Genomic DNA, 23,601 nt, shown 5'->3' on the forward strand with positions numbered 1-23,601 from the left:
CTCAGAGCATCTGGCTGGCGGCGCCATCGAGCAGCAGCGCGCCGCGCACCACGATGCGCTCGCCGCTCTTGAGGCCCGAGATCACCGGGACCCAGCCGCGCACCGGCGCGCCCAGCTGCACCGTGCGCGCCTCGAAGGCCTGCTCCGCCGTCTGCACGAAAACCACGTTGCGGTTTTCTCCCTGGATCAGCACCGCGCCCACCGGTATGCGCATCTGCGCCGGGCCGTCGATGGTGATGCCCACGCGCGCCTGCATGCCGGCGCGCAGGCCCTCGGGCAGCTGCTTGTCGGTCAGCGCCAGCTGCACCGGAGCGCGGCGCGACTCGGCGTTCACCACCGCGCCGACCTGCTGCACGCGCGCCGTGACCGGCGCCGAACCCGTCGGCAGCTGGACCTGCGCGGCCACGCCGGTCTTGAGCAACGGCAGATCGGCCTCGAACACTTCGGCCACGACGCCCAGCGCCTGCGGATTGCCGATGGCGAACAGCAGTGCGCCGGCCTCGGCCAGCTGGCCCATGCTGGCCTGGTGCTGGGCCACGACACCGGCGTGCGGCGCGCGCAGGACGATGCGGTCGCCGCCATCGGAGCCCAGCAGCGCCGCGGTGCCGCGCGCGCGTGCCAGCTCCTGCGCCGCTTCCTTGTTGCGCGCCTGGGCCAGGCGCAACTCGTTCTCGGTGCCCACGCCGCGCGCGACCATGTCCTGCTGGCGCTGCAGTTCGGCGCGGCTGGTTTCGGCGGCCAGCTGCGCGGCGCTGACTTCATGGCGCATGCGCAGCGCGTCGGCGCTGACCAGCGTCGCCAGCGGCGCGCCGGCCTTCACGGCCTGGCCGGGCTGCACATGGATGGCGGTGACGCGTGCCTGTGCGGGCGAGACCACGCTGTCGAGCTGGCCCGAAGGGTATTCGAGGCGCGCCGGCGACCAGAGCAGCTGGCCGGCCTCGGGCGCCTGCACGGGCGCGATCTCGAGCATGCGCAGCGCCGCGGGCGGAACCTTGACGGAGGCCAGCTGTTCACTGAATGCCGGCGCCGCAAACAGCGCGCCTGCCAGCAGCCATGCGGCACGGTGGCGCGCAGCGGGAAGGGAGGAAGTAACCATATCTCGGCTTTCTCAGAAGCAGCGCGGGCCATGGGGCCGCACCAGGGTGATCTGAGGCGATGATAGGAAACGTCCTACATGCGTAGGATGAACTCAATATGACGGTTTGGTAAGGTGCGGAAAGCTTTGCCCGCCTGCCCGGCCGCTGTGCCCCGTTCTCGCGCAAAGCGCGGACACAAACAAAAAAGCCCTTCAAATCCTGGATTTGAAAGGCTTTGCACCAATGGTTAACTGGTAGGCGCGATTGGACTCGAACCAACGACCCCCACCATGTCAAGGTGGTGCTCTAACCAGCTGAGCTACGCGCCTGTCGTTGAAGCCGCAAGTATAGCAGCTCAAAACGCCACTTCAGCGAAACCCGGCATTTATTTGCCGGCTTCAGGAAGAAACCGTCAACGCCGACTGCGCATGCAGCATGCGCGCGGTGTCGGCGTCCACCGAATCCATGACCACCACATCGATGCCGAGCGCCTGCGCCGTCTGCACCATGGCCTGCAGCAGATGCAGCGCGCCGGGGCTTTGCAGCGCCTGCTCGCAGAAGTCGCCCGTGAGCTTGACGTAGCGCAGCGCCAGCGTGTGCAGCTGCGACAGCGCCATCGGCTGCTGGTCCAGGCGGCGCAATCCCACGCCCACGCCGGCCAGGGCCATCGCGCTGCAGAACTCGGCGACCTCCTGCGGATAGGCGATCAGCCCATGGGCATCGAGCTCCAGGCACAGCCCCTGCAGCTGCGCCGTGCTGAGCGGCCCCTGCAGCAGCGCGCGCAGGCGCGGCAGGAAGTCGTCGCGGGCCACCGAGGGCAGCGAAATGCGGATCACCAGGGCGGCCTCGGGCTGCTGTGCCAGCCAGCCCAGGCCCAGCGCCACGGCGCGCAGGTCGAACTCGGCCGACAGCCCCAGGCGCACCGCCACCGGCAGGATCAGAGAACCCATCAGGGTCTCGCCCGCCGGGGTGCGCAGCGCCAGGGAGGATTCATGGCGCTGGTACGTGCCGCCACGCCCGTGGAGCGTCACCGGCTGCACGGCCAGCGACAGCGCGCCTGCGTCTGCCAATGCCGCGTCCAGCATCTGTCGCCATTGGGTCTCGCCCGCGGTATTCGACACCACTTCATCGTCGCCATAGGCAACGTACTCGACATCTGCCTGGCCCGAGCTCTCGGCGCGCATCAGTCCGAAGTCAAGACGCGAGAGCACGCCCGTGACCGAGCTCGAGGGCGAGTAGTCGGTCAGCGCAAAGCTCCAGCGGCACCACTCGCCGCCGGCCAGCGTCACGCGCATCGACAGCAGCACCTCGCGGATGCGCTGCACCAGCGACATGGCCTGCGGCCCGGCCAGCGCGGGCATCAGCACCACGAAGTCCGAGCCGTTGAGGCGCGCGAGCTGCACGCCGTCCGCGGCATGCTCCTGCAGCACCAGGCCCATCTGCTGGCTCACGGTGGACAGCCAGGCATCGGCGCCGGCCCGCGTCATGTGGGCATTGATGGCCAGCAGGTCGCGCTGGCGCATCAGCATCACATGGCCGTGCGCCACCGCTGCGTCCGCGCCGCTGAGCGCGCGCCGCAGTTCGTTGATGAAATACTTGCGGTTGGGCAGCTTCGTCACTGGATCGCAGTTGACTTCCAGCTCCAGCGACTCGATGCGCGCCATCTGCTCCATGGCCGTGGCCTGCACCCGCTCGCGCGTCGCGGCGATGGCGCGCACCACCGGCATCAGCTCCGCCACCATGGGCCGGTCGTCGGCCTCGGCGTCAGGGGGCGCGGCGCGGCCGCTGTCGATCGCCAGCACCTGGGCCTCGATCTCGCGCTGCAGCAGCCGGCGGAACCAGCGCAGCAGCAGCACGACGAACAGCGCCCAGGCGGCGCCGGCGGCCAGCACCAGCGTCGCCATGCGCACGCTGCTGCGCCACAGCGCCTCGCGCGCGTAGCCGTCCTCGACTTCCAGCGTCAGTTGTCCGACCTGGGTCCAGCCGTCGCTGATGGCGCGCTGCACGCGTGGCTCGCGCAGGGGCAGCAGTTCCTCGAACCACCGGGGCGCATGCAGCCGCACATGCCCGGAAGTGGGGGCGCGGTCCGGGCGCATGCGCTCGAACAGCGTCTCGCCCCGCGTGGACACCAGGCGGATCAGCTTGAACTGCCCGCCGTCGAACAGCGCCGTCATCAAGAGCTCGCGCGTGACCGGGTCCTGGTTGGCCGGCTGCGACAGTGACAGCGCCAGCGACGCTGCGGCGTTGTCGCTCTCCGACTGCAGCTGCCCGTCCAGATACTCGCGCGCGGCGCCGATGCTGAACGCCAGCGTGCCGGTCAGGATGGCCAGGATGGCCACCGTGACACTGATCAAAAGTTGTTTCAACAATGACATCTCGTGCCTCTCATGGCAAAAAACCTTCCTGCTGCATGCGTGCCAGCAGGTCGCGCCAGCGCGTGATGCGGTCCACTGGCGAGGGCTGCGCCCCCGCGACATACACGCCCTGCGCGTTGAAGCTGAACACCGGGGTCAGGTCCTTGCGCTGGCTGGCGGGAAGGATGGTGTCCACCATGCTGTCCAGCACCAGCGGCTCGGCGGACGGCGTTTCGTAATGGCCCAGCACCATGTGCGCGATGCTCTGCGTGCTGCCGATGCCGCCCATGCGCGCGCGTACGTAGATCAGCCGCAGATGCTCCGCCGGCACGCCCACGCGCAGCAGCGAGAAATACTTGCCGATCACGTAATCCTCGCAGTCGCCCGCGCCCCGGCCCAGCGTTTCCACGGGTGTCGCCCAGTAGTCGGGCTGCGACCAGAGCATGCTGTCCTCGGCCTGCACCACTGCGCGGTTCCAGAACTGGTTGACGCCGGAAAGCTGCTGCGCAAGCGGCCTGCCCGCCTGCTGCTGCAGCATCTCCAGCCACTGCCGCAGCGCCTGCGCGCCCTTGGCGCCATAGCGCGACTGCATGCTGGCCTGCAGCCGGCCGGTGTCGAAATCGAAGGCCAGCGCATCCCTGCCCTGGCGCAGCGCCCCGAGCCCCGCCACCGCCGCGCCATAGCCCAGCCACGCGCGGCGCGACAGGCGCGGCGGGCGTGGCGGCGGTGGACAAGGCAGAGAGCTCAAATGAACTGCACCCTCGGAATCCGGCACCCGGCGCATGGCACGGGCGCCAATGGAAGTTGTGGAACAGCGGCGTGGATTGCGCCCCACTGTAACCAATCGCATGGACCTGCGGGTGCAATTTCTGCGCCCGTCGCGGCCCGTGGGGCGGTTGTCGCCAACCGCCCTGCCCCGTGCCTGCATCAGCTCTGGTCGACCTTGAGCTTGCCCTGGTCGATCAGGTCCTTGATCATGGCGTTCTGGTCGTGGCTTGCGCCGGTCAGATCGACGCCCTCGATCAGGATCTGCTGGTTGAAGCCGTTGCCATGCGCATCGAGCGTGCCCGCGGTCGACACCTTGAGCACCGTGTCGATGGTCGTGCCATCGGCCTCGGTGCGGGTCTCGAGGTGCAGGAACTTGCTCAGATCGGTCGATGCCTCCTCGCCCTGCAGCAGGTCCGACAGGTCCAGCACATCGTTGCCCTCGGCGTCGAAGTTCTTCACCACATCGACGGCCGGGCGCGCGGCGGTGCCGGCATCGGCCTGGTGCCAGACGAACAGGTCGTCTTCCGCGGTGCCGATCAGCGTGTCGTTGCCGGACGTGCTGTGCACTTCGTGCGCATTCTCGCTTTCCACGGTGCTCGCCATCCGCGACATCGCCGAAGCGGTGACGGCACCTGGGCCGGTCGCGTTGATGGTGATATCCAGGTTGGCGGTATCGGTATCGCCATCCGCCTGGGTCAGCCGGTACTCGAAGTGATCGACCTTGCCCGCGCCCGCGGCGCTGGCCGTCGGCGTGTAGGTGTAGGAACCATCGCTCTTGAGGACCAGCGTGCCGTAGTCGCCAGCCACGGTGGTGCCCCCGGCCGACGCATTGACCCACGCGCCGTTGACGTTCACCGCCAGCGTCGAGGTGTTGCCCAGCGTGCCCCAGCTGTCGTTGTCCGAGACCGAGCCATTGAGCGCCGCGCTGGACCAGACGATGTCGGATGTCGCGGGCACATTGGCCACGAAGTTGTCGAACTCCACGCTGAAGTTGCCGTTGAAGCTGGTTCGGTCATTGACCGTCAGGATGATTCGATAGCTTGAACCCGCATCCAGTGGCCCCGTAACCATCGAGCCGGCTGTCAGGGAGCCGACCTGCGCCGAAGTCCATGTGTTTCCGCCATCGGTGCTCCTGACCAGTTGCCACGTCGCTGAATCGTATGCGCCGATATTGCTTGCGTTGACCACGTCGAACTGGAGCGTGGTTCCCTGCACCGTCGGAGTGTAGACCGGCGTCACTACCTGTGCATCAGTCGAGCTGGAGCCACCGTTATCCGTCAAGATCAGCTTCGACGCGCTGTTCTGGGCATCCAGTGTCGTACCTTGTAGCGACGTGGTCAGCCATTTGCCCTGATCCGAACGAAGAACCGTCTGGGTCGCCAAGCTGGCGGTGTCCTTGTCCACCGTCGTGCCGCTGTTGAAACGCCAGGCGGTGGTTTCACCACTGGAGAATGCCGCCAGGGTGTCCTGCTTCGCTGGAGTGGTCGTCGAGGTCAACGTTGCCGTCGCCTTATCGTCCCTGGCCACCGGCACGTCGCGATAGGTGAAGGACGCATCCGCCGTGCTGCTGCCATCGGCGGCCGTGGCCACCACCTTCAGCTCGCCCACCGTGACGTTCTCCGGCACGGTCATGTTCAGACCGGTAATGGTGACGGCCTTGGTGGTGGCATCCACGTTCACCGAGTAGCTGCCGGTGCTGGTCAATGGCAGCGACCAGTGGGTGGCATCGACCTGTGTGCCCGCGGACAGCGTCACGCCCACCGGCACTTCGACGACGACCCGGGTGATCGACTCGGAGTAGTCCAGGTCGCGCGGATCGGCGGTGATCGTCAGCGGATAGGTGGTTGCCGTCGTGTACGTCACCTTGTGGACCAGATAGTCGTCGCCATTGCGCGGCGCATCGAACACGATCTTGCCGATGGTCGATCCTACTGGCGTGGTGAGCGTGAACTGCTCCTCCACCGTGTCGGTCCGGCCCTGGATGATGTCCGTCTTGATCAGCTTGCCGGCCTCGTCGTACATCCGGTAGCGCGCCTGCTCGGTGGCCGCCAGCCAGGCGAACTGCACGGTGATCTTGGTCACCGGCACCTTGAAGGCCACGGTCACCGATTCGGAGACCGTGCCGTTGCCGGCCACTTCTGTGGAAGCCGCGCCGCCGTTGTTGGCCACGTTGCCGCTCACGCCGAAACCGTCGTGATTCGTGCCTGTGACGACACTGACCACGCCCTTGGTGCCATCGGCATTGGTGGCGGTCACGGTATGACCGGTGTTGGTGGCCGTCACCGTCGTGGTATCGATCACCGTCGTCACCGGGTTGGAGCCCGCGCCCACCGTGAGGTTCACCACCGGCGTGTCGGCCACTGGTGTCACCGTGACGGTGCCCGTGGCGTTGCTGGCGGAAACCAGGCCCTCGTTGTCCTTCGCGCTGTAGCCGAAGGTCGTCGTTCCGCTCCAGTCGGGCGTCGGCTTGAAGTAGACCGTGGCGCCATTGTTGCTTGCGGCGATCACGTCCTGCGTGGTCAGCAGCACCTTGCCGGCGGCATCCTTGTACAGCAGGCCATAGCGCGCGTCGGGCAGGCTGGAGATCTGGAAGCTGACGATGTTGCCGTCCGCATCGGTGCCACGCAGCGCGACGGCCACCATCGTGTCCTCCGGAGTCGCCGCGGTCACGGCCTGCACCACCGGAGCTTCGTTGGCGCCGTTGATGGTGATGGTGATGGTCGTCGTGGCCGAGTTGTCCTTGCTGGTCACGGTGTAGGTTTCCACCACCGACTGGCCGGCCTTCAGGTATTGGACCTTGCTGTTGTCCACCGAGTAGCTGTAGGTGCCGTCGGTGTTGAATACCAGCGCGCCCAGCTGCGCTCCATTCGCCGCGGTGCTGCCGGTGAAGGCGGCGCCGGCCTTGAAGCTGCTCTCGCCGCTATCGACATCGGAGATCGTGACCGATCCCGAGGTGACCAGCTTGCCGCCGACCACGCCCACGTCTTCCGTCACGGAGCGTGTGCTGGTGCCCAGGGTGGGAACGTCGTTGGTGCCGTTGATGGTGATCACAACGCTGGACCTGCTACCGTCGGCAGTGGTGACCTCGCGGGTTTCGGTGAGGACCTGACCAGCGCCCAGGGCCTGCACCACCGGATTGGCATTGTTCAGCGTGTAGGTCCAGTTGCCCTGGGTGTCGATGCTGAAAGTGCCATAGGTGGTCGTGGCATTCTTCTGCGCCACGAACACGGCCTGGCCGGCATCGGGATCGACGACATCCAGCTTGCCGCTGGCAGCCAGCTGGCCGTCCTCGGTCACCGAGCCCTTGTCGGAGCCGGGGGTGGCGGGCCTGATCACCGCGCCATCGTCGGTGCCGTGGATGGTGATGGTGATGGTCGTGCTGGCGGAGTTGTCCTTGCTGGTGACGGTGTACGTCTCCACCACCGATTCGCCGGTCTTGAGGTACTGGACCTTGCTGTTGTCGACCGAATAGCTGTAGGTGCCGTCGGTGCCGAACACCAGCGTGCCCAGCTGCGCTCCATTGGCCGCGGTGCTGCCGGTGAAGGCGGCGCCGGCCTTGAAGCTGCTCTCGCCGGTATCGACATCGGAGATCGTGACCGATCCCGAGGTGACCAGCTTGCCGCCGACCACGCCCACGTCTTCCTTCACCGCGCCCGTGGCCGTGCCCAGCGACGGGATGTCATTGGTGCCGTTGATGGTGATCACGACGCTGGACCTGGTGCCGTCGGCCGTGACGACCTCACGCGTCTCGGTCAGGACCTGACCGGCACCCAGTGCCTGCACCGCTGCGTTGCTGTTGTTCAGCTCGTACCTCCAGTTGCCGCTGGCGTCGATGCTGAACTTGCCATAGGTGGTCGTGACGTTGTTCTGCGCCACAAACACTGCCTGTCCGGCATCGGGATCGACGACATCCAGCTTGCCGCTGGCAACCAGTTGGCCGTCCTCGGTCACGGAGCCCTTGTCGGAGCCCGGGGTGGCGGGCGTGATCACCGCGCCGGAATCCGCGCCCTGGATGCGGATGACGATGGTGCTGGTCGTGGTGCGATCGAAGCTGGTGACCGTATAGGTCTCCACCACCGACTCGCCGGTCTTCAGATAGTCCACCTTGCTGTTGTCGACCGAGTAACGATAGCTGCCATCGGCATTGAACGTGAGCACACCCAATGCCGTGTTGGCAGCGAGCACCGAGCCTTCCACCCGGCTCAACACTGCGCCTGACTGGAACTTGGCCTGGCCCTCGTCCGCGTCGGTGATGGTCAGCGAATCGACTACCGTCAGAACACCGCCAGCCGCGTTGGGATTCTCGGTGATCGTCTTGTCCGCCTGGCTCAGCTGCGGCAGGTCGTTGGTGCCGGTGATGGTCACATAGACCTGTGCCGGCGTGCCATCGGCCGTGCGCACGGTGACGGTCTCGGTCAGGCGCTGGCCTTCGCCCAGGCGCTGAATGACCGGGTCCTCGTTGTTCAGGCGGTAGGTCCAGTTGCCATCCCTGGTGATGGTGAACTTGCCATACTGAACCGACACGTCGCGCTGCTCGGCAAAGAAGGACTGGCCGGCATCGGCGTCGGTGACGCTCAGCTTGCCGCTGGCATCGGTCTTGGTATCTTCCTTGAGGGCAGCAATGTCGTCGCCGGTGACGACGGCGCCATCATCGGAACCGTCGATGGTGATCTGGATGGTGGTCGTTGCCGAACCATCCAGGCTGGTGACGGTATAGGTCTCCACCACCGACTCTCCGGCTTTGAGGTACTGGACCTTGCTGCTGTCCACCGAGTAGCTGTAGCTGCCGTTGGTGTCGAACACCAGCGTGCCCAGCTGCGCGCCATTGGTGGCGGTGCTGCTGGTGAAGGCTGCGCCGGGCCTGAAGCTGCTCTCGCCGGCATCGACATCGGAGATCGCGACCACACCCGAGGTCTGCAGCTTGCCTTGCACCGTTTCTCCATCTTCGGACAGCGATTTCATGCTTCCGGTCAGCGTGGGCACGTCGTTGGTGCCCTGGATGGTGATCACGACGCTGGACTTGGTGCCGTCGGCCGTGGTGACCTCACGTGTCTCGGTCAGCGTCTTGCCGGCGCCCAGGGCCTGCACTGCGGCATGGCTGTTGTTCAGCTCGTATTTCCAGTTGCCGCTGGCGTCGATGCCGAATTTGCCATAGGTGGCCGTGACATTGTTTTGCGCCACGAACACGGCCTGGCCGGCATCCGGATCCACCACATTCAGCTTGCCGCTGGTGGTGAGCTGGCCGTCTTCGGTCACCGTGCCACGGTCGGAACCAGGCGTCGCAGGCGTCACCACGGCGCGGTCGTCGCTGCCATTGATGGTCACCGTCACCGACTTGGTATCGGTACCGCCATGGCCATCGCTGACCTGGACCGTATAGGTCTCGGTACGCGTGTCGCCAGCCTTGAGCGCCTGCGCTGCGGCGTTGTCCAGTGTGTAAGTCCACTTGCCGGTGCTGTCGACGTTGAAGCTGCCATAGGTGCCAGTGGCGCTGCCGATCACGCTGTAGCTATGGGTGTCGTTGGCATCGACATCGCTGGTGCTCAGCTGCCCGTTGGCAGTCTGCGTGCCGTCTTCTGTCACAGTGCCCGTGAGTTCACCAGACAGAACCGGGATGTCGTTGGTGCCTTGAATGGTCACGGTGACGATGGCGGTGGTGCCATCGATGGTCGTGACCGTGAAGCGCTCTGTCAGCGTTTCATTGGCGCCCAGCTGCTGAACCGCGCTGTCGCTGTTGTTCAGGGCGTAGCTCCAGTTGCCGTCGGCATCGATCGAGAAGCTGCCATGTGTACCGGCCGCATTGGTTTGCGGCGTGAACGCCGCCTGGCCTGCATCGGGGTCCACCACATTCAGCTTGCCACTGGTAGTCAGCGTGCCGTCTTCGGTCACCGTGCCACCGTCGGAGCCAGGGGTTGCAGGTGTCACCACGGCGCCGTCATCGCTGCCATTGATGGTCACCGTCACCGACTGGGTGTCGGTGCCGCCATGGCCGTCGCTGACCTGGACCTGATAGGTCTCGGTACGCGTGTCGCCAGCCTTGAGTGCCTGCGCTGCGGCATTGTCGAGCTGGTAAGTCCACTTGCCGGTGCTGTCGACGCTGAAGCTGCCGTAGGTGCCGGTGGCGCTGCCAACGACGGCATAGCTATGGGTGTCGTTGGCATCGACATCGCTGGTGCTCAGCTGGCCGTTGGCAGTCTGCGTGCCGTCTTCGGTCACGGTGCCCGTGAGTTCGCCGGACAGAACCGGAATGTCGTTGGTACCCTGAATGGTCACGGTGACGATGGCGGTGGTGCCATCGATGGTCGTGACCGTGAAGCGCTCTGTCAGCGTTTCATTGGCGCCCAGCTGCTGAACCGCGCTGTCGCTGTTGTTCAGGGCGTAGCTCCAGTTGCCGTCGGCATCGATCGAGAAGCTGCCATGTGTACCGGCCGCATTGGTTTGCGGCGTGAACGCCGCCTGGCCGGCATCGGGGTCCACCACATCGAGCTTGCCGCTGGTGGTGAGCTGGCCGTCTTCGGTCACGGTGCCACGGTCGGAACCCGGCGTCGCAGGCGTCACCACGGCGCCGTCATCGCTGCCGTTGATGGTCACCGTCACCGACTGGGTGTCGGTGCCGCCATTGCCATCGCTGACCTGCACCTGGTAGGTCTCGGTACGCGTGTCGCCAGCCTTGAGCGCCTGCGCTGCGGCGCTGTCCAGTGTGTAAGTCCACTTGCCGGTGCTGTCGACGTTGAAGCTGCCGTAGGTACCAGTGGCGCTGCCAACGACGGCATAGCTATGCGTGTCATTGGCATCGACATCGCTGGTGCTCAGCTGCCCGTTGGCAGTCTGCATGCCGTCTTCGGTCACGGTGCCCGTGAGTTCGCCGGACAGAACCGGGATGTCGTTGGTACCTTGAATGGTTACGGTGACGATGGCGGTGGTGCCATCGATGGTCGTGACCGTGAATCGCTCTGTCAGCGTTTCATTGGCGCCCAGCTGCTGAACCGCGCTGTCGCTGTTGTTCAGCGCATAGCCCCAGTTGCCGTTGGCGTCGATCGAGAAACTGCCATGTGTACCAGCCGCATTGGTTTGCGGCGTGAACGCCGCCTGGCCGGCATCGGGGTCCACCACATTCAGCTTGCCGCTGGTGTTCAATGTGCCGTCTTCGGTCACGATGCCACGGTCGGAGCCCGGCGTCGCAGGCGTCACCACGGCGCCGTCATCGCTGCCGTTGATGGTCACCGTCACCGACTGGGTGTCGGTGCCGCCATGGCCGTCGCTGACCTGGACCTGGTAGGTCTCGGTACGCGTGTCGCCCGCCTTGAGCGCCTGCGCTGCGGCGTTGTCCAGCTGGTAGGTCCACTTGCCAGTGCTGTCGACGCTGAAGCTGCCGTAGGTGCCGGTGGCGCTGCCAACGACGGCATAGCTATGCGTGTCGTTGGCATCGACATCGCTGGTGCTCAGCTGCCCGTTGGCAGTCTGCGTGCCGTCTTCGGTCACGGTACCCGTGAGTTCGCCGGACAGAACCGGAATGTCGTTGGTGCCCTGAATGGTCACGGTGACGATGGCGGTGGTGCCATCGATGGTCGTGACTTCAAAGGTCTCGGTCAGCGTTTCATTGGCGCCCAGTTGCTGAACCGCGCTGTCGCTGTTGTTCAGTGCGTAGCTCCAGTTGCCGTTGGCATCGATCGAGAAGCTGCCATGGTTGCCAGCCTGGCCTGTCACGGGCGTGAACGCTGCCTGGCCCGCATCGGGATCCGTCACATTGAGCTTGCCGCTGGTGGTGAGCTGGCTGTCTTCGGTCACCGTACCACGGTCGGAACCTGGAGCGGCTGGCGTGACCACGGCGCCGTCATCGGCACCAAGGATGGTGACGGTAATGTCCTTGGTATCGGTGCCGCCATTGCCATCGCTGACCTGCACCTGGTAGGTCTCGGTACGCGTGTCGCCAGCCTTGAGCGCCTGCGCTGCGGCGTTGTCGAGCTGGTAGGTCCACTTGCCGGTGCTGTCGACGCTGAAGCTGCCGTAGGTGCCGGTGGCGCTGCCAACGACGGCATAGCTATGCGTGTCGTTGGCATCGACATCGCTGGTGCTCAACTGCCCGTTGGCAGTCTGCGTGCCGTCTTCGGTCACGGTGCCCGTGAGTTCGCCGGACAGAACCGGGATGTCATTGGTGCCCTGAATGGTCACGGTGACGATGGCGGTGGTGCCATCGATGGTCGTGACCGTGAATCGCTCTGTCAGCGTTTCATTGGCGCCCAGTTGCTGAACCGCGCTGTCGCTGTTGTTCAGTGCATAGCCCCAGTTGCCGTTGGCGTCGATCGAGAAGCTGCCATGTGTACCGGCCGCATTGGTTTGCGGCATGAACGCTGCCTGCCCCGCATCGGGGTCCACCACATTCAGCTTGCCGCTGGTTGTGAGCTGGCCGTCTTCGGTCACCGTACCACGGTCGGAACCTGGAGCGGCTGGCGTGACCACGGCGCCGTCATCGGCACCAAGAATGGTGACGGTGATGTCCTTGGTATCGGTGCCGCCATTGCCATCGCTGACCTGCACCTGGTAGGTCTCGGTACGCGTGTCGCCAGCCTTGAGCGCCTGCGCTGCGGCGTTGTCCAGCTGGTAGGTCCACTTGCCAGTGCTGTCGACGCTGAAGCTGCCGTAGGTGCCGGTGGCGCTGCCAACGACGGCATAGCTATGCGTGTCGTTGGCATCGACATCGCTGGTGCTCAGCTGCCCGTTGGCAGTCTGCGTGCCGTCTTCGGTCACGGTGCCCGTGAGTTCGCCAGACAGAACCGGGATGTCGTTGGTACCTTGAATGGTCACGCTGACGATGGCGGTGGTGCCATCGATGGTGGTGACCGTGAAGCGCTCGGTCAGCGTTTCATTGGCGCCCAGCTGCTGAACCGCGCTGTCGCTGTTGTTCAGTGCATAGCCCCAGTTGCCGTCGGCATCGATCGAGAAGCTGCCATATGTACCGGCCGCATTGGTTTGCGGCGTGAACGCCGCCTGGCCTGCATCGGGGTCCACCACATTCAGCTTGCCACTGGTAGTCAGCGTGCCGTCTTCGGTCACCGTGCCACCGTCGGAGCCAGGGGTTGCAGGTGTCACCACGGCGCCGTCATCGCTGCCATTGATGGTCACCGTCACCGACTGGGTGTCGGTGCCGCCATGGCCGTCGCTGACCTGGACCTGATAGGTCTCGGTACGCGTGTCGCCAGCCTTGAGTGCCTGCGCTGCGGCATTGTCGAGCTGGTAAGTCCACTTGCCGGTGCTGTCGACGCTGAAGCTGCCGTAGGTGCCGGTGGCGCTGCCAACGACGGCATAGCTATGGGTGTCGTTGGCATCGACATCGCTGGTGCTCAGCTGGCCGTTGGCAGTCTGCGTGCCGTCTTCGGTCACGGTGCCCGTGAGTTCGCCGGACAGAACCGGAATGTCGTTGGTACCCTGAATGGTCACGGTGACGATGGCGGTGGTGCCATCGATGGTCGTGACCGTGAAGCGCTCTGTCAGCGTTTCATTGGCGCCCAGCTGCTGAACCGCGCTGTCGCTGTTGTTCAGGGCGTAGCTCCAGTTGCCGTCGGCATCGATCGAGAAGCTGCCATGTGTACCGGCCGCATTGGTTTGCGGCGTGAACGCCGCCTGCCCTGCATCGGGGTCCACCACATTCAGCTTGCCGCTGGTGGTGAGCTGGCCGTCTTCGGTCACCGTGCCACCGTCGGAGCCAGGGGTTGCAGGTGTCACCACGGCGCCGTCATCGCTGCCATTGATGGTCACCGTCACCGACTGGGTGTCGGTGCCGCCATGGCCGTCGCTGACCTGGACCGTATAGGTCTCGGTACGCGTGTCGCCAGCCTTGAGCGCCTGCGCTGCGGCGTTGTCGAGCTGGTAGGTCCACTTGCCGGTGCTGTCGACGCTGAAGCTGCCATAGGTGCCAGTGGCGCTGCCGATCACGCTGTAGCTATGGGTGTCGTTGGCATCGACATCGCTGGTGCTCAGCTGCCCGTTGGCAGTCTGCGTGCCGTCTTCGGTCACGGTACCCGTGAGTTCGCCAGACAGAACCGGAATGTCGTTGGTACCCTGAATGGTCACGGTGACGATGGCGGTGGTGCCATCGATGGTCGTGACCGTGAAGCGCTCTGTCAGCGTTTCATTGGCACCCAGCTGCTGAACCGCGCTGTCGCTGTTGTTCAGCGCATAGCCCCAGTTGCCGCTGGCATCGATCGAGAAGCTGCCATGGGTACCGGCCGCATTGGTTTGCGGCGTGAACGCCGCCTGGCCCGCATCGGGATCCGTCACATTCAGCTTGCCACTGGTAGTCAGCGTGCCGTCTTCGGTCACCGTGCCACCGTCGGAGCCAGGGGTTGCAGGCGTCACCACGGCGCCGTCATCGCTGCCATTGATGGTCACCGTCACCGACTGGGTGTCGGTGCCGCCATGGCCGTCGCTGACCTGGACCTGATAGGTCTCGGTACGCGTGTCGCCAGCCTTGAGTGCCTGCGCTGCGGCATTGTCGAGCTGGTAAGTCCACTTGCCGGTGCTGTCGACGCTGAAGCTGCCGTAGGTGCCAGTGGCGCTGCCGATCACGCTGTAGCTATGGGTGTCATTGGCATCGACATCGCTGGTGCTCAGCTGCCCGTTGGCAGTCTGCGTGCCGTCTTCGGTCACGGTGCCCGTGAGTTCGCCGGACAGAACCGGGATGTCGTTGGTGCCCTGAATGGTCACAGTCACGATGGCGGTGGTGCCATCGATGGTCGTGACCGTGAATCGCTCTGTCAGCGTTTCATTGGCACCCAGTTGCTGAACCGCGCTGTCGCTGTTGTTTAGCGCATAGCTCCAGTTGCCGCTGGCATCGATCGAGAAGCTGCCATGGGTACCGGCCGCATTGGTTTGCGGCGTGAACGCCGCCTGGCCCGCATCGGGATCCGTCACATTCAGCTTGCCACTGGTAGTCAGCGTGCCGTCTTCGGTCACCGTGCCACCGTCGGAGCCAGGGGTTGCAGGCGTCACCACGGCGCCGTCATCGCTGCCATTGATGGTCACCGTCACCGACTGGGTGTCGGTGCCGCCGTGGCCGTCGCTGACCTGGACCGTATAGGTCTCGGTACGCGTGTCGCCAGCCTTGAGCGCCTGCGCTGCGGCATTGTCCAGCTGGTAAGTCCACTTGCCGGTGCTGTCGACGCTGAAGCTGCCGTAGGTGCCGGTGGCGCTGCCAACGACGGCATAGCTATGCGTGTCGTTGGCATCGACATCGCTGGTGCTCAGCTGGCCGTTGGCAGTCTGCGTGCCGTCTTCGGTCACGGTGCCCGTGAGTTCGCCGGACAGAACCGGGATGTCGTTGGTACCTTGAATGGTCACGCTGACGATGGCGGTGGTGCCATCGATGGTCGTGACCGTGAATCGCTCTGTCAGCGTTTCATTGGCGCCCAACTGCTGAACCGCGCTGTCGCTGTTGTTCAGCGCATAGCTCCAGTTGCCGCTGGCGTCGATCGAGAAGCTGCCATGGTTGCCAGCCTGGCCTGTCACGGGCGTGAACGCTGCCTGGCCCGCATCGGGATCCACCACATTCAGCTTGCCGCTGGTGGTGAGCTGGCCGTCTTCGGTCACGGTGCCACGGTCGGAACCCGGCGTCGCAGGCGTCACCACGGCGCCGTCATCGCTGCCATTGATGGTCACCGTCACCGACTGGGTGTCGGTGCCGCCATGGCCGTCGCTGACCTGGACCGTATAGGTCTCGGTACGCGTGTCGCCAGCCTTGAGTGCCTGCGCTGCGGCGTTGTCGAGCTGGTAAGTCCACTTGCCGGTGCTGTCGACGCTGAAGCTGCCATAGGTGCCAGTGGCGCTGCCGATCACGCTGTAGCTATGGGTGTCGTTGGCATCGACATCGCTGGTGCTCAGCTGCCCGTTGGCAGTCTGCGTGCCGTCTTCGGTCACGGTGCCCGTGAGTTCGCCAGACAGAACCGGGATGTCGTTGGTACCTTGAATGGTCACGCTGACGATGGCGGTGGTGCCATCGATGGTCGTGACCGTGAATCGCTCTGTCAGCGTTTCATTGGCGCCCAACTGCTGAACCGCGCTGTCGCTGTTGTTCAGCGCATAGCTCCAGTTGCCGTCGGCATCGATCGAGAAGCTGCCATGGGTACCGGCCGCATTGGTTTGCGGCGTGAACGCCGCCTGGCCCGCATCGGGATCCGTCACATTCAGCTTGCCGCTGGTGGTGAGCTGGCCGTCTTCGGTCACGGTGCCACGGTCGGAACCCGGCGTCGCAGGCGTCACCACGGCGCCGTCATCGCTGCCGTTGATGGTCACCGTCACCGACTGGGTGTCGGTGCCGCCATGGCCGTCGCTGACCTGGACCGTATAGGTCTCGGTACGCGTGTCGCCAGCCTTGAGTGCCTGCGCTGCGGCGTTGTCGAGCTGGTAAGTCCACTTGCCGGTGCTGTCGACGCTGAAGCTGCCATAGGTGCCAGTGGCGCTGCCGATCACGCTGTAGCTATGGGTGTCGTTGGCATCGACATCGCTGGTGCTCAGCTGCCCGTTGGCAGTCTGCGTGCCGTCTTCGGTCACGGTGCCCGTGAGTTCGCCGGACAGAACCGGGATGTCGTTGGTACCTTGAATGGTTACGGTGACGATGGCGGTGGTGCCATCGATGGTCGTGACCGTGAATCGCTCTGTCAGCGTTTCATTGGCGCCCAGCTGCTGAACCGCGCTGTCGCTGTTGTTTAGCGCATAGCTCCAGTTGCCGCTGGCATCGATCGAGAAGCTGCCATGGGTACCGGCCGCATTGGTTTGCGGCGTGAACGCCGCCTGGCCCGCATCGGGATCCGTCACATTCAGCTTGCCGCTGGTGGTGAGCTGGCCGTCTTCGGTCACCGTGCCACGGTCGGAACCAGGGGTTGCCGGAACAATCACCGCACCGTCATCAGCGCCATTGATGGTGATAGCGATGGTGGTCGTTGCCGAGCCATCGACGCTGGTGACGGTGTAGGTTTCAACAACCGACTGGCCTGTCTTGAGGTACTGGACCTTGCTGTTATCGACCGAGTAGCTGTAGCTACCATCGGTGTTGAACACCAGCGTGCCCAGCGCCGTACCCGTGCCATTGAACACGGCAGCGGGCTGGAAGCTGTTCTCGCCGGCGTCGATATCGCTGATGGACACCACGCCCGAAGTCACGAGTTGGCCATTGCTCACCGCAACGTCTTCCGCCACCGAAGCCACACCCGTGCCCAATGTGGGCACGTCGTTGGTGCCATTGATGGTGATAACCACATTGGCCGTCGTGCCATCGGCCGTGCGCACTTCATGCGTCTCGGTCAGGGTCTGACCAGCGCCCAGTGCCTGCACTGCGGGGTTGTCATTGTTCAGCGTATAGGTCCAGGTGCCATCGGTGCCGATGGTGAACCGGCCGTAGGTCGTCGCAACGTTCTGCGCAACGAACACCGCCTGGCCTGCATCGGGATCCACCACATTGAGCTTGCCGCTGGTGGTCAGCGTGCTGTCTTCGGTCACCGAGCCCAGATCTGAGCCGGGCGTTGCCGGAACAATCACCGCGCCGTCATCTGCGCCATTGATCGTGATGCTGATGGTCGTGCTGGCCGAGCCATCGATGCTGGTGACGGTATAGGTTTCCACCACCGATTCACCGGTCTTGAGGTATTGCACCTTGCTGTTGTCGACCGAGTAGCTGTAGCTGCCGTCGGTGTTAAACACCAGAGTGCCCAGTGCCGTGCCCGTGCCATTGAACACGGCAGCGGCCTGGAAGCTGTTCTGGCCCGCATCGATGTCTGTAATCGTGACAGAACCCGAAGTCACCAACTGGCCATTGCTCACCGCCACATCTTCGGTGACGGAAGCCACGCCGGTGCCCAGCGTCGGCACGTCATTGGTGCCATTGATGGTGATCACGACATTGGCCGTCGTGCCATCTGCCGTGCGCACTTCACGCGTTTCCGTCAGGGTCTGACCAGCGCCCAGTGCCTGAACGGCGGGGTTGTCATTGTTCAGCGTATAGGTCCAGGTGCCATCGGTGCCGATGGTGAACTGGCCATAGGTCGTTGCAACGTTCTGCACAACGAACACCGCCTGGCCTGCGTCGGGATCGGTCACATTCAGCTTGCCGCTGGTGGTCAGCGTGCCGTCTTCGGTCACCGAGCCCAGATCGGAGCCCGGGGTAGCCGGAACAATCACTGCACCGTCATCTGCGCCATTGATCGTGATGCTGATGGTCGTGCTGGCCGAGCCGTCGATGCTGGTGACGGTGTACGTTTCCACCACCGATTCACCGGTCTTGAGGTATTGCACCTTGCTGTTGTCGACCGAGTAGCTGTAAGTGCCGTCGGTATTGAACACCAGCGTGCCCAGGGCTGTACCGGTGCCATTGAACACGGCAGCAGGCTGGAAGCTGTTCTGGCCGCCGTCGATATCGCTGATGGACACCACGCCCGAAGCCACGAGTTGGCCATTGGCCACCGCAACGTCTTCCGTTACCGAAGCCACACCCGTGCCCAATGTGGGCACGTCATTGGTGCCATTGATGGTGATAACCACATTGGCCGTCGTGCCATCGGCCGTGCGCACTTCACGCGTTTCCGTCAGGGTCTGGCCGGCGCCCAGTGCCTGCACTGCGGGGTTGTCGTTGTTCAGCTGGTAAGTCCAGGCGCCATCGGTGCTAATAGTGAACTGGCCGTAGGTCGTCGTGACATTCTGCGCAACGAACACCGCTTGGCCGGCGTCGGGTTCAGTGACATTGAGCTTGCCGCTGGTCGACAGCGCACCGTCTTCAGTCACAGAACCCACATCGCCACCGGGAACGCCGGGGACGATCACCGCCCCATCGTCAGCGCCATTGATCGTGATGCTGATGGTCGTGCTGGCCGAGCCGTCGATGCTGGTGACGGTGTACGTTTCCACCACCGATTCACCGGTCTTGAGGTATTGCACCTTGCTGTTGTCGACCGAGTAGCTGTAAGTGCCGTCGGTATTGAACACCAGCGTGCCCAGTGCAGAACCCGTGCCGTTGAACACGGCAGTCGGCTGAAAGCTGTTCTGGCCGCCGTCGATATCGCTGATGGACACCACGCCCGAAGTCACCAGCTGGCCATTGCTCACCGCAACGTCTTCGGTGACGGAAGCCACACCAGTGCCCAGCGTCGGAACGTCGTTGGTGCCATTGATGGTGATCACGACATTGGCCGTGGTGCCATCGGCCGTGCGCACTTCATGCGTCTCGGTCAGGGTCTGACCAGCGCCCAGTGCCTGCACTGCGGGGTTGTCATTGTTCAGCGTATAGGTCCAGGTGCCACCGGTGCCGATGATGAACTGGCCGTAGGTCGTCGCAACGTTCTGCGCAACGAACACCGCCTGGCCTGCATCGGGATCCACCACATTGAGCTTGCCGCTGGTGGTCAGCGTGCTGTCTTCGGTCACCGAGCCCAGATCTGAGCCGGGCGTTGCCGGAACAATCACCGCGCCGTCATCTGCGCCATTGATCGTGATGCTGATGGTCGTGCTGGCCGAGCCGTCGATGCTGGTGACGGTGTACGTTTCCACCACCGATTCACCGGTCTTGAGGTATTGCACCTTGCTGTTGTCGACCGAGTAGCTGTAAGTGCCGTCGGTATTGAACACCAGCGTGCCCAGGGCTGTACCGGTGCCATTGAACACGGCAGCAGGCTGGAAGCTGTTCTGGCCGCCGTCGATATCGCTGATGGACACCACGCCCGAAGCCACGAGTTGGCCATTGGCCACCGCAACGTCTTCCGTTACCGAAGCCACACCCGTGCCCAATGTGGGCACGTCATTGGTGCCATTGATGGTGATAACCACATTGGCCGTCGTGCCATCGGCCGTGCGCACTTCACGCGTTTCCGTCAGGGTCTGGCCGGCGCCCAGTGCCTGCACTGCGGGGTTGTCGTTGTTCAGCTGGTAAGTCCAGGCGCCATCGGTGCTAATAGTGAACTGGCCGTAGGTCGTCGTGACATTCTGCGCAACGAACACCGCTTGGCCGGCGTCGGGTTCAGTGACATTGAGCTTGCCGCTGGTCGACAGCGCACCGTCTTCAGTCACAGAACCCACATCGCCACCGGGAACGCCGGGGACGATCACCGCCCCATCGTCAGCGCCATTGATCGTGATGCTGATGGTCGTGCTGGCCGAGCCGTCGATGCTGGTGACGGTGTACGTTTCCACCACCGATTCACCGGTCTTGAGGTATTGCACCTTGCTGTTGTCGACCGAGTAGCTGTAAGTGCCGTCGGTATTGAACACCAGCGTGCCCAGTGCAGAACCCGTGCCGTTGAACACGGCAGTCGGCTGAAAGCTGTTCTGGCCGCCGTCGATATCGCTGATGGACACCACGCCCGAAGTCACGAGTTGGCCATTGCTCACCGCCACATCTTCGATGACGGAAGCCACACCAGTGCCCAACGTCGGAACGTCATTGGTGCCATTGATGGTGATCGCGACATTGGCCGTGGTGCCATCGGCCGTGCGCACTTCATGCGTCTCGGTCAGGGTCTGACCAGCGCCCAGTGCCTGCACTGCGGGGTTGTCATTGTTCAGCGTATAGGTCCAGGTGCCATCGGTGCCGATGATGAACTGGCCGTAGGTCGTCGCAACGTTCTGCGCAACGAACACCGACTGGCCGGCGTCGGGATCCGTCACATTCAGCTTGCCGCTGGTGGTCAGCGTGCCGTCTTCGGTCACCGAGCCCAGATCTGAGCCAGGGGTAGCCGGAACAATCACAGCGCCGTCATCTGCGCCATTGATGGTGATGCTGATGGTCGTGCTGGCCGAGCCATCGATGCTGGTGACGGTATAGGTTTCCACCACCGATTCACCGGTCTTGAGGTATTGCACCTTGCTGTTGTCGACCGAGTAGCTGTAGCTACCATCGGTATTGAACACCAGCGTGCCCAGTGCCGTGTCCGTGCCGTTGAACACGGCAGCAGGCTGGAAGCTGCTCTGGCCCGCATCGATGTCTGTAATCGTGACAGAACCCGAAGTCACCAACTGGCCATTGCTCACCGCCACATCTTCGGTGACGGAAGCCACGCCGGTGCCCAGCGTCGGCACGTCATTGGTGCCATTGATGGTGATCACAACGTTGGCCGTGGTGCCATCTGCCGTGCGCACTTCATGCGTCTCGGTCAGGGTCTGGCCAGCGCCCAGTGCCTGAACGGCGGGGTTGTCATTGTTCAGCGTATAGGTCCAGGTGCCATCGGTGCCGATGATGAACTGGCCGTAGGTCGTCGCAACGTTCTGCGCAACGAACACTGCCTGGCCCGCATCGGGATCAGTGACATTGAGCTTGCCGCGGGTGGTCAGCGTGCCGTCTTCGGTCACCGAGCCCAGATCGGAGCCAGGGGTAGCCGGAACAACCACCGCGCCGTCATCCGCGCCTTCGATGGTCACAGTGACGGTCTGCGTGGCCGTGCCGCCCTGGCCGTCGCTCACGGTGACGGTGATGGTGTCGGTGAGCTGCTGGCCGGCCGTGAGGCCCTGCACATCCGCATTGCCGGCGCCTGGCACATAGGTCCAGCGGCCGGTCTGGTCCACCGTGAAATTGCCATACTGGCCTTGGCCGCCGTTGGCCACGGTCCAGATATGGGTGTCGCTGGCATCGACATCGGTCACCGTCAGCTGGCCGGTCACCGGTGTGGCCTGGTCTTCCGACACCACGATGGCCACCTGGCCCGACAGCACGGGCGCATCGTTGGTGCCGACGATGGTCACGGTCAGGCTGCCGGAAGAGCTGACGCCGTTGGCGTCGACCAGCGTGTAGGTGAAGCTTTCGGTGGCCGTTTCGCCCGCGGCAAGGGACTGCACCGATGGCAGCGAATTGTCGAGTTGATAGCTGTAGCTGCCGTCGGCATTCAGCGTGATCTGGCCATACTGGCCCCGGCCGTTGCCCGCCAATGCCACCTGGTGCTCGGCCAGGGTGCCCGCGCCCAGCGTGTCGTTGGCCAGCACGTTGCCCAGCAGCGGCTGGGCGGCATCTTCCAGCACCGAACCGGCATCGGCATTGGCCTGGGGCGTGGCCGGCGCCGGAGCCGGCTGCGCGGCGTCCTGCCCATCGTCCTGAACTTCGGCCGCGCCGCTGAAAAGCGGGACTTCGGTGGCCGTGGCGGTGGGCGTGTCGAAGGCCAGCGCCAGGGGCGAAGTGCTTTCCAGGATACGGGCCAGGCGCACGAAGGTGCTGCCGCCCTCGCTGCCGCCGCCCAGCGTTGCGGCGGTGGGGTCGAGCTGCTCGAACGGATCCTGGCCGGCATTGATGGCCGCGATGATCTGGTCGATCTCGGCGGGCACCGGTGCAGCGACCGCGGCTTCCTGCGGCAGCGGCGGATTCACCAGGTCCGCAGTCAGCACCAGCTCCTGGTTCTCACCCACGATCAGCGGCGGCTGGCCGTCGGCCTGCAGCTGCACCGAGCCGCCCGAGGAGGTCACGATCACCGCGTCCGCGGGAATGCGCATGCCTTCATGGATCGGGGTGAGGCTGCCGTCGGTGCCCCGGATCCAGGCTTGTCCGGTGAGTTGCGTGACGAGAACGGTTTGTGCTGCGGCCATGGTGCTCTGAAACTCCAGTAGGAACCGGGGAAGCGCCAGGCGGTCGGCACTTCTCCCATATTTGGATGAATAGTAGGTGTGGGCCTACAGTTGCGCTATTGGCGTCGCGGCCAATACACGCAGCTTCGTGGGCCTGGAACGAAAAAACCCAAGCGCCGCATAAGCCGGGCTTGGGTTCCAAAGAAGAAATTCCAGCGCGCGCGTTCAGGCCGTCTGCTGACGCCCTATGCCGTGCACCTTGAGTGCCAGCATCAGGCGGTCGCTGACCTGCAGCTTCTCGAAGACCGCCGACAGATGCGCGCGCACCGTGCGCTCGCTGATCGACATGCGAGCGGCAATCTCCGCGTTGCTCTCGCCCAGCGAGGCATAGCGCGCCACCTCCTGCTCGCGCGGAGACAACGCCACGGCCCAGTGGTTCCGGGGCTCGGGCAGGCGCGCATCCACATCGCGCAGCAGGCGCTGCAGCAGCGAGCGCCCCATCCAGATGTTGCCGCCCGCCATGCTCTGCAGCATCTGCGAGAGCGTTTCGGCACTGGACTGCGCATGCCCATAACCGCAAGCGCCCTTGGCCAGCAGCTGGCGCCCCTCCTCATCGCTCGGGCGGTTGCTCAGCACCAGGACCCTCGCGTCCTGCAGCAGTGCGCTCCACTGCGCATCGCCGGCTGCCGGCAGCTGGGGCAGCGCGGCATCGAGCACCACCAGGCTGCGGCCCTGCTGCGTCCAGCGCTGCAGGTCGGCCAGGCGCTGGCCGCGCGCCGGCAGCCACTGGGGGCCGGCAATCCGCTGCCAGCCATGCCACAGCGCGGCGTCCTGGGTCAGCATCAGCACCGGCAATGCATTCATACGGTTATCTGGCA

At 64.6% G+C, this 23,601-nt stretch carries 5 protein-coding genes and 1 tRNA gene; all 6 read right to left on the bottom strand.

Annotation, left to right across the window (positions count from 1 at the left end; translation table 11 throughout):
• Position 1 precedes the first annotated feature (1 nt).
• The 6 genes from M9799_RS01730 to M9799_RS01755 all read right to left on the bottom strand — a co-directional run bounded on the left by M9799_RS01730 (position 2) and on the right by M9799_RS01755 (position 23,587).
• Positions 2-1,096 (bottom strand): efflux RND transporter periplasmic adaptor subunit, encoded by a 1,095-nt coding sequence (locus M9799_RS01730; protein WP_231042689.1) that lies wholly within the window; start codon positions 1,094-1,096, stop codon positions 2-4.
• Between the two features lie 232 nt (positions 1,097-1,328).
• Positions 1,329-1,405: transfer RNA gene (locus M9799_RS01735), tRNA-Val, on the bottom strand.
• 69 nt (positions 1,406-1,474) lie between these two features.
• Positions 1,475-3,451 carry a bifunctional diguanylate cyclase/phosphodiesterase gene (locus M9799_RS01740; protein WP_231042690.1) on the bottom strand — a complete coding sequence of 659 codons (1,977 nt, stop codon included), beginning with the start codon at positions 3,449-3,451 and terminating at the stop codon, positions 1,475-1,477.
• 10 nt (positions 3,452-3,461) lie between these two features.
• A complete protein-coding gene (locus tag M9799_RS01745; RefSeq protein ID WP_231042727.1) occupies positions 3,462-4,169 on the bottom strand; it encodes a transglutaminase-like cysteine peptidase in 708 nt (235 codons plus the stop codon).
• A 188-nt stretch (positions 4,170-4,357) separates the two neighbouring features.
• Positions 4,358-22,744 carry a VCBS domain-containing protein gene (locus tag M9799_RS01750; protein WP_263725581.1) on the bottom strand — a complete coding sequence of 6,129 codons (18,387 nt, stop codon included), beginning with the start codon at positions 22,742-22,744 and terminating at the stop codon, positions 4,358-4,360.
• 204 nt (positions 22,745-22,948) lie between these two features.
• Positions 22,949-23,587 carry a response regulator transcription factor gene (locus tag M9799_RS01755; protein ID WP_231044475.1) on the bottom strand — a complete coding sequence of 213 codons (639 nt, stop codon included), beginning with the start codon at positions 23,585-23,587 and terminating at the stop codon, positions 22,949-22,951.
• Between the last annotated feature and the right edge of the window lie 14 nt (positions 23,588-23,601).

Source organism: Comamonas endophytica, from assembly GCF_023634805.2.
GTDB classification, from domain to species: domain Bacteria; phylum Pseudomonadota; class Gammaproteobacteria; order Burkholderiales; family Burkholderiaceae_C; genus Comamonas; species Comamonas endophytica.